We start from the raw sequence: 7,703 nt of genomic DNA, 5'->3' as shown, positions 1-7,703 counted from the left end.
CCCATAGAAAAAACAAACGCCTACCCCCCCCTCCCCCACCCCACCACCAAAAACACCCCCCCCCCCCCCCCCCCCCCCCCCCCCCCCCCCCACCGGCCTTTTCGGATACTCGCGGCGCAGGGTTACAGCTTGAAGCCGTAGTCCATGAGCTTCTTCGCGTCCGCGGTCCTGTTCGCCTCGGACGTGGAGGTGAGGACCGTACCGATGACGGTCTTGCCGTTACGGGTCGCGGCGAAGACCAGGCAGTACTTGGCGGTCGGGCCGGAGCCGGTCTTCACACCGATCGCGCCGCTGTAGCTGCTGAGCATCTTGTTGGTGTTGGTCCACGCCATGTAGCGGTATCCGCCGCTCTTCGTGGTCACCTTCTGCTTCGTCGACTTGGTCTTGACGATCGCGCGGAAGGTGGAGCTCTTCATGGCGCTGCTGGCGATCTTCGTCAGATCGCGCGGGGTGGAGTAGTTGTTCCCACTCCCTATGCCGTCGAACGAGTCGAACTTGGTGTTCTTCAGGCCGAGGCTCTTCGCGGTGGCGTTCATCTTGCCGATGAACGACTTCACGCGGGCACCGCGGGTGGTGCCGGAGCCGAACTTGTCGGCGAGGGCGTACGCGGCGTCGCAGCCGGACGGCAGCATGAGCCCGTACAGGAGCTGGCGGACGGTGACCTTGTCACCGACGATCAGCCGGGCCGACGAAGCGCCCTTGGAGACGATGTAGTCGCTGTACGCCTTCTGGATCGTGACCTTGGAATCCAGGTTCAGATTCTTCTGCGACAGCACCACCTTGGCGGTCATGATCTTGGTGGTGGATCCGGTGGAGCGGCGCGTGTCCGCAGCCTTGGTGAAGAGGGTCTTGCCGGTGCCGTTGTTCATCACGAAGCCGCCCTTGGCGACGATCGTGGGCTTCGGCGGCGCGGCCGCCTGGGCCTGCGTGGCGAAGGCGCTGCCCGCGAGCACGGCGCCGGCGGTGAGGGCCACGGTGGCAGTGGCGGTTGCGCGATATCTGCGCTTCATGCCGATTTTCAACTGAACGCTCCAAATGCCCCTGATATGCGGCCACATAAGGGTGCCGCTCGGTGGTGAGACTCATGACGTGGGGCAATGGATGTACGGCAACAGGGGTGAATTCCGGGGTATTTCCGGAGCGGGGCCGCGACATTCCGGGATTCCATATCGTGGACGGATCATCACATGCGTCCATGTTGTATCTATGCTGTGCGCATGCCTGCCGCGCCCTCTGCCCCAGCCAAGCCTCCGGTCAAGACGTCGCTCAAGCAGCCGCCCGCTGCCGACCGCGTCTACACCCACATCAAGGAAGCCGTCCTCGACCGCCGTTACGAGGGCGGCACGCTCCTCACCGAAGGCGATCTGGCGGAGGCCGTCGGTGTCTCCCGTACGCCCGTGCGTGAGGCGCTGCTGCGGCTGGAGGTCGAAGGGCTCATCAAGCTCTACCCGAAGAAGGGCGCCCTCGTCCTCGCCGTCTCCGCGCAGGAGATCGCGGACGTGGTGGAGACCCGGCTGCTGGTCGAGGAGTTCGCGGCCCGCAAGGCGGTGCCCGCGTCGGCGCAGCTGATCCGCCGGCTGGAGGACCTGCTGGAGGAGCAGCGGCAGAAGTCCGAGGCCGGTGACCTCGCCGCCGTCGCCGTCAGCGACCGCTGCTTCCACGCCGAGATCGTGCGGAACGCGGGCAACGAGATCCTGTCGCGCCTCTACGACCAGCTGCGCGACCGGCAACTGCGGATGGGCGTCGCGGTCCTGGAGGCGCATCCGGGCCGGATCGCCGCCAACATCACCGAGCACGGTGAGCTGCTGGACGCAATCAGGGCCGGTGACGCGGACGGTGCCGCGCAGGTCGTACGGCGCCATGTCAGCCGGGTCAAGGTGCTGGTCCGGGGTGAGGACCGGTGAGTTCCGGGGCCGCCCCCACTCTTTCCCTGCCCGGTGATCCGCCCGGTGGCCGGCGTGCCGCCCGGATCTGGGGCATCGGCGTCGCCGTCTACTTCGTCGCCATCATCTTCCGCACGAGCCTGGGAGTCGCCGGACTCGACGCCGCGGACCGCTTCGACGTCAACGCCTCGGCGCTGTCCACGTTCTCCATCCTTCAGCTGCTCGTCTACGCGGGCATGCAGATACCCGTGGGACTGATGGTCGACCGGCTCGGCACGAAGAAGGTCCTCACCATCGGGGCCGTGCTGTTCACCCTCGGGCAGCTCGGCTTCGCGCTCTCCCCCTCGTACGGCATGGCGCTGGCCTCCCGTGCGCTGCTCGGCTGCGGTGACGCGATGACGTTCATCAGCGTGCTGCGGCTCGGCAGCCGGTGGTTCCCGGCCCGTCGCGGGCCGATGATCGGGCAGGTCGCCGCACTGTTCGGGATGGCGGGCAACCTCGTCTCCACCCTGTTCATCGCCCGGGCCCTGCACGGCTTCGGCTGGACGACGACGTTCGTCGGCAGCGCGGCGGCGGGTGTGGTGGTGCTGGTGTTGCTGCTGTTGTTCCTCAAGGACCACCCGGAGGGCCACGCGCCGCCGCCCGCCGAGCACGCGGGCGCCGCGTACGTACGGAAGCAGATAGCGGCCGCCTGGCGGGAGCCGGGCACCCGGCTGGGGATGTGGGTGCACTTCACCACGCAGTTCCCCGCCATGGTCTTCCTGCTGCTGTGGGGCATGCCGTTCCTGGTCGAGGCGCAGGGGCTGAGCCGGGGAACCGCCGGTGAGCTGCTCACGCTGGTGGTGCTCTCCAACATGGCGGTCGGGCTCGTGTACGGCCAGGTCATCGCCCGGCACCACGCGGCGCGCGCTCCGCTGGCGCTCGGAACGGTCGCGCTGACGGCCCTGCTCTGGGCCGCGACGATCTTCCACCCGGCCGACCACGCTCCGATGTGGCTGCTGGTCACCCTGTGCCTGGTGCTCGGCGCATGCGGCCCCGCGTCGATGATCGGCTTCGACTTCGCGCGCCCCGCCAACCCGCCAGAGCGTCAGGGCACCGCGTCGGGGATCGTCAACATGGGCGGCTTCGTCGCCTCGATGACCACGCTGTTCGCGGTCGGTGTGCTGCTGGACGCGACCGGGGACAACTACCGGATCGCGTTCGCCTCCGTCTTCGTCCTGGAGGCGCTCGGCATCACCCAGATCCTGCGGCTGCGCGCCAGGGCGGCGCTCAGGGAACGCGATCACCACGTGGTCAGCAGGGTCGAGGCCGTGCACGTGCCCGCGTAACGCGTCGGCACGCCAGGCTGCCGGCGGCGCGCCCGTCTCGTACTCCAGGACGGGCGCCGCCGGCCGGTGGAACTACGGGGTCACGGCGAAGTGGTGCAGGATCGCGGCCCCGAGATCCTGGTCGCCCTCGACCTTGATCCGGTCCGCGACCGCGGTCGCCCGCACCCGGCCGCAGGCGAGGCGGTAGTACGTCTCCCAGTCCATCGCCAGGGTCACGGCCGGTCCCAGGGACGGCGCCCCGTCGATCGAACCGCGGCCGTCCGCGTCCACGCGGACCGTGCGCAGGAACTCCACGGGCCCGTGCACATCGAGCACGACCGCCGAATTGGCGGGCGCGCCCGCGTCCTTGGCGACGACCTTCGGCAGTGCGGCGAGCAGGGTGTCCCGGGCGACGAAGGCGCCGGGGGAGTCGAGGTTGCCCGGCTGACCCAGCGTCACGCGCAGGTCCTGCTCGTGCACCCAGACGTCGAAGGCCCGCATGTGGAGCGCCAGTTCCAGCGTCTGTTCCGTACCGAGGGGCGCCCGGACCATGGTCTCGGGGGCACGCGACTCGTTGCGCAGCTGGCGGGCGCGGCGGATGACGGTGTACTCCAGCTCGGAGGTCATCTCCGGTGCGGTGTGGTGTCGCCGCACATCGACCTGCATCTCCATGTACCGGGTGAAGTCGTTCTGCACGTGGTAGAGATCGCGCGGCAGCGTGTGGATCGGGCGGGGGTCACCGAGCTGCTCGCACTCCATGCCGATGATGTGCGACACGATGTCGCGCACCGACCACCCGGGGCACGGCGTGCGGCGGTTCCACTCCCCTTCGACGAGCGGCTTCACCAGCTCGGCTATCGACTCGATGGAGTGGGTCCAGGCGTCGGCGTAGGTCTGGAGGCTGGGATGGACGGTCACGGGACCCCTCGTGCGGTTCTGCGGTGCATGGGCTGGAGAGCAGGGAGTGCCGGCGTGCTGGGCCGGAACTGACGGCGCTGTCTGCGGGATGCTGTCTGCGTATGAGGTTCGTTGGCTAAGTTACGCTGCGAGCAGGCACCCCGGCAGTGCTTTCGTGTGACGATCGTAGGCCCGTGTTGACGGCTCGAATGCCAGGACGGTGGTAGTGTGCGCGCCTCCCTCATCCAGATCGCAGTAGACCCGGACGAATCCGTCAATGCCCGCAGAGACCGCGCGGCTTCACTGGTCGTCTCCCAGCGCGGTGCGGATCTGGTGGTTCTGCCCGAACTCTGGCCGGTCGGCGCCTTCGCCTACACCGCTTTCGCGGACGAGGCCGAGCCCTTCGAGGGGCCTACGCACCAGGTGATGGCGAAGGCCGCGGCCGATGCCGGGGTCTGGCTGCACGCCGGTTCCTTCGTCGAGCGGGCCGCGGACGGCACCCTCTACAACACCTCGCTGGTCTTCTCGCCCGAGGGCGAGCGGGTGGCCTCGTACCGCAAGATCCATCTCTTCGGCTTCGACAAGGGCGAGGCGGTGATGATGGGCGCGGGCGAGGAGCTGGTCACGGTCGCCCATCCGCAGACCACGCTGGGCCTGGCCACCTGTTACGACCTGCGCTTCCCGGAACTGTTCCGCGGGCTCGTCGACGCGGGCGCCGAGACCCTGGTCGTCGCGGCCGGCTGGCCGGAGCGCCGCCGCGCCCACTGGACGCTGCTGGCGCAGGCCCGCGCCGTCGAGAACCAGGCGTACGTCCTGGCCGTCGGCAGCGCGGGTACGCACGCCGGTATCCCGCAGGCCGGGCACAGCATCGTCGTCGACCCGTGGGGCGAGGTGCTGGCCGAGGCGGGTGCGGGCGAGGAGATCCTGACCGTGGAGTTCGACCCGGCGAGGACCGCCACCACACGGGAACAGTTCCCGGCACTCAAGGACCGCCGCCTCGGCCTCGCCCCGCCGCTCTGACGCCCGGGAGCCTTCCGCGTCTGTTTCACGTGAAACAGACGCGGGGTCACTCCTCCTTGTCCGCGAGCACGATGACGCACACCGCGACGGCGATGAGCAGCGCCGCGTCGGCGTCCTCGCGGACGACGTCGATCCCGTACGTGTCGCGCACGGTCAGCCAGCGCCTGGAGATCTGGGCGAGCAGCTCACCGTCGTAGTCGATGGCGAACTCGCGGTCCAGGATCCGCCCGCTGACGTCGAGTTCGGTGCCGTCGACCAGAGTCACCCGGTAGTGGTTGCGCAGCAGTGACAGCCGCTTCCGCTTGACCTGGGCGAGCTCCTCGCCGTTGCGCTCGATGACCATCGTGTCGCGCAGACTGATCAGCTTCTGCCGCAGCTCGACGAGAATCCGGCCCTGCGTGTCCTTCAGCTCGAAGGTGTCCCGCATCCGCATGGCCTTGCCGTCGACCAGGAAGACCTTGCGTCCCTCGGTGTCCTCGATCCAGTAGTCGTCACCGACGGCGAACAGTCGCTCACGTACGAGAAGTCTCATGGCTCCCAGGATCCCCGAGCCCCCGCCGGAATGCGTGCAGGGCGCGGTGATGTTGACTGTCGGTATGGCTACACGTGCGCGCGTCCGGGCCCCCGAGCTGATCGGCAAGGGTGGCTGGCTCAATACAGGCGACCAGCAATACACCCTCGCTGACCTGCGAGGGCGCATTGTGATCTTGGATTTCTGGACGTTCTGCTGTGTGAACTGTCTGCATGTCCTCGATGAGCTGCGCGAGCTGGAGGAGAAGCACCGCGACACGGTGGTGATCATCGGGGTTCACTCGCCGAAGTTCGTGCACGAGGCCGAGCACCAGGCCGTCGTCGACGCCGTCGAGCGGTACGAGGTGCACCACCCGGTCCTCGACGACCCCGAGCTCGCCACCTGGAAGCAGTACGCCGTACGGGCCTGGCCGACACTCGTCGTCATCGACCCCGAGGGGTACGTGGTCGCCCAGCACGCCGGTGAGGGGCACGCCCACGCCATCGGGAAGCTGGTCGAGGAGCTGGAGGCGGAGCACGGGGAGAAGGGCACGCTGCGGCGCGGCGACGGCCCCTATGTCGCTCCCGAGCCGGTGGCCACGCATCTGCGCTTTCCCGGCAAGGCCCTCGCGCTCCCCGACGGTGGCTTCCTGGTCTCCGACACCACCCGTCACCGCCTGGTCGAACTGGACGAGGACGGCGAGACCGTCCGGCGGCACTTCGGCGCGGGTGAGCGCGGACTGGTGGACGGCGGGCCGGACGAGGTCAGGTTCAGTGAGCCGCAGGGCCTCGCCGTGCTGCCGGACGGGCGCGTCGCTGTCGCGGACACCGTCAACCACGCGATCCGGGCCCTCGACCTGGAGACGGGCCTGACGACCACGCTCGCCGGCACCGGCCGCCAGTGGTGGCAGGGGGCGCCGAACCACGGTCCGGCCCGGGACGTCGACCTCTCCTCGCCGTGGGACGTCGCCTGGTTCGGTGACCGCCTGTGGATCGCGATGGCGGGCGTGCACCAGCTGTGGACGTACGACCCCGAGACCCTGACGGTGCGGGTCGAGGCGGGCACGACGAACGAGGGGCTGGTCGACGGGCCCGCCGCCGACGCCTGGTTCGCCCAGCCGTCCGGTCTCGCCACGTCCGTCGACGGGGAGCGGCTGTGGGTCGCGGACTCGGAGACCTCCGCGCTGCGTCACGTCGAGCGCGACGGCTCCGTGCACACCGCCGTCGGCACCGGGCTCTTCGACTTCGGCCACCGCGACGGCGCCGCCGAGCAGGCGCTGTTCCAGCATCCGCTGGGCGTCACCGCGCTGCCGGACGGGTCCGTCGCCGTCTGCGACACGTACAACCACGCGCTGCGGCGGTACGACCCCGCCGACGGCGAGGTCACCACGCTGGCCACCGACGTGCGCGAGCCGAGCGATGCCGTGCTCGTCGCCGGCGACCTGGTCGTCGTGGAGTCGGCCCGCCACCGGCTGACCCGGCTGCGGCTGCCCGAAGAGGCCGTACGCGTCGTCGGGGAGGCCCACCGGACGCAGCGGGCGGCCACCGAGGTCGCACCGGGGGCGCTCCGGCTCGATGTGGTCTTCCAGGCGCCCGCCGGGCAGAAGCTGGACACCCGGTACGGTCCCTCGACCAGGCTGCTGGTCTCCTCGACCCCGCCCGAGCTGCTGGCGGAGGGCGCGGGCCCCGGTACCGACCTGTTCCGCGACCTGGTCCTGGCGGACGGGGTCACCGAAGGCGTGCTGCACGTCTCGGCGATGGCGGCGTCCTGCGACGACGACCCGGAGAACGAGTACCCGGCCTGCCATGTCCACCAGCAGGACTGGGGCGTCCCCCTCCGGGTGACCCCGGAGGGCGTGTCCCGGCTGCCGCTGGTGCTCGCGGGGATGGACGACTGACCCTTCTCCTGCGCCTCCTCGCCGGATGCGCGGGCGGGCCCGGTCCGGTGGAATCCACCGGGCCGGGCCCGGGGGGGGGTGGGGGGGGGGGGGGGGTGTGTCCGGGGGGGGGGGGGGGGGGCCGCACCCCTCTCCCAGAGCAGGGCCCCAGCAGATGCTTGTAACCTTCTGGAGTTCCAGGATCCAGT

The 7,703-nt window shown here is 69.8% G+C and carries 7 protein-coding genes; 4 read left to right on the top strand and 3 right to left on the bottom strand.

Annotated features, from left to right (window positions below; genetic code table 11):
- Window positions 1-122 precede the first annotated feature (122 nt).
- Window positions 123-1,010, bottom strand: a complete 888-nt coding sequence (locus AC07FA_RS11020; RefSeq protein ID WP_479074670.1) for a D-alanyl-D-alanine carboxypeptidase family protein — start codon at window positions 1,008-1,010, stop codon at window positions 123-125.
- Window positions 1,011-1,217: 207 nt separating this feature from the next.
- Between AC07FA_RS11020 and AC07FA_RS11015 the strand changes: the two genes are divergently transcribed.
- Window positions 1,218-1,904, top strand: a complete 687-nt coding sequence (locus AC07FA_RS11015) for a GntR family transcriptional regulator (protein ID WP_479074669.1) — start codon at window positions 1,218-1,220, stop codon at window positions 1,902-1,904.
- On the top strand, window positions 1,901-3,211 hold the full coding sequence (locus tag AC07FA_RS11010) for an MFS transporter (RefSeq protein ID WP_479074667.1): 1,311 nt from the start codon (window positions 1,901-1,903) through the stop codon (window positions 3,209-3,211). Before AC07FA_RS11015 ends, AC07FA_RS11010 begins: the two co-directional genes overlap by 4 nt.
- A gap of 72 nt (window positions 3,212-3,283) precedes the next feature.
- Here the strand turns inward: AC07FA_RS11010 and AC07FA_RS11005 are convergent, their stop codons facing one another.
- Complete coding sequence (locus AC07FA_RS11005) at window positions 3,284-4,108, bottom strand: maleylpyruvate isomerase family mycothiol-dependent enzyme (RefSeq protein ID WP_479074665.1); 825 nt, start codon at window positions 4,106-4,108, stop codon at window positions 3,284-3,286.
- A gap of 207 nt (window positions 4,109-4,315) precedes the next feature.
- Here AC07FA_RS11005 and AC07FA_RS11000 point away from each other — a divergent pair, with 207 nt between their 5' ends.
- On the top strand, window positions 4,316-5,107 hold the full coding sequence (locus tag AC07FA_RS11000; protein ID WP_479074663.1) for a carbon-nitrogen family hydrolase: 792 nt from the start codon (window positions 4,316-4,318) through the stop codon (window positions 5,105-5,107).
- A gap of 46 nt (window positions 5,108-5,153) precedes the next feature.
- Here the strand turns inward: AC07FA_RS11000 and AC07FA_RS10995 are convergent, their stop codons facing one another.
- The gene (locus AC07FA_RS10995; protein WP_479074662.1) at window positions 5,154-5,639 is read right to left on the bottom strand and encodes an LURP-one-related/scramblase family protein; all 486 of its coding nucleotides are present in this window, start codon (window positions 5,637-5,639) and stop codon (window positions 5,154-5,156) included.
- Between the two features lie 64 nt (window positions 5,640-5,703).
- On the opposite strand from AC07FA_RS10995, the gene AC07FA_RS10990 reads away from it, so the two are divergent.
- A complete protein-coding gene (locus AC07FA_RS10990; protein ID WP_479074661.1) occupies window positions 5,704-7,515 on the top strand; it encodes an NHL domain-containing thioredoxin family protein in 1,812 nt (603 codons plus the stop codon).
- Window positions 7,516-7,703 lie beyond the last annotated feature (188 nt).

It is taken from the genome of Streptomyces sp. NPDC045968, from assembly GCF_056430475.1.
The sequence above is the reverse complement of the archived record's forward strand: the minus strand, read 5'-3'. Positions and strand labels throughout refer to the sequence as shown.

Excerpts from the sequence above, each read along its gene's own strand:
- AC07FA_RS11015 (WP_479074669.1), top strand. The coding sequence starts at position 1,218 with ATGCCTGCCGCGCCCTCTGCCCCAGCCAAGCCTCCGGTCAAGACGTCG.
- AC07FA_RS10995 (WP_479074662.1), bottom strand. The coding sequence starts at position 5,639 with ATGAGACTTCTCGTACGTGAGCGACTGTTCGCCGTCGGTGACGACTAC.
- AC07FA_RS10990 (WP_479074661.1), top strand. The coding sequence starts at position 5,704 with ATGGCTACACGTGCGCGCGTCCGGGCCCCCGAGCTGATCGGCAAGGGT.
- AC07FA_RS11020 (WP_479074670.1), bottom strand. The coding sequence starts at position 1,010 with ATGAAGCGCAGATATCGCGCAACCGCCACTGCCACCGTGGCCCTCACC.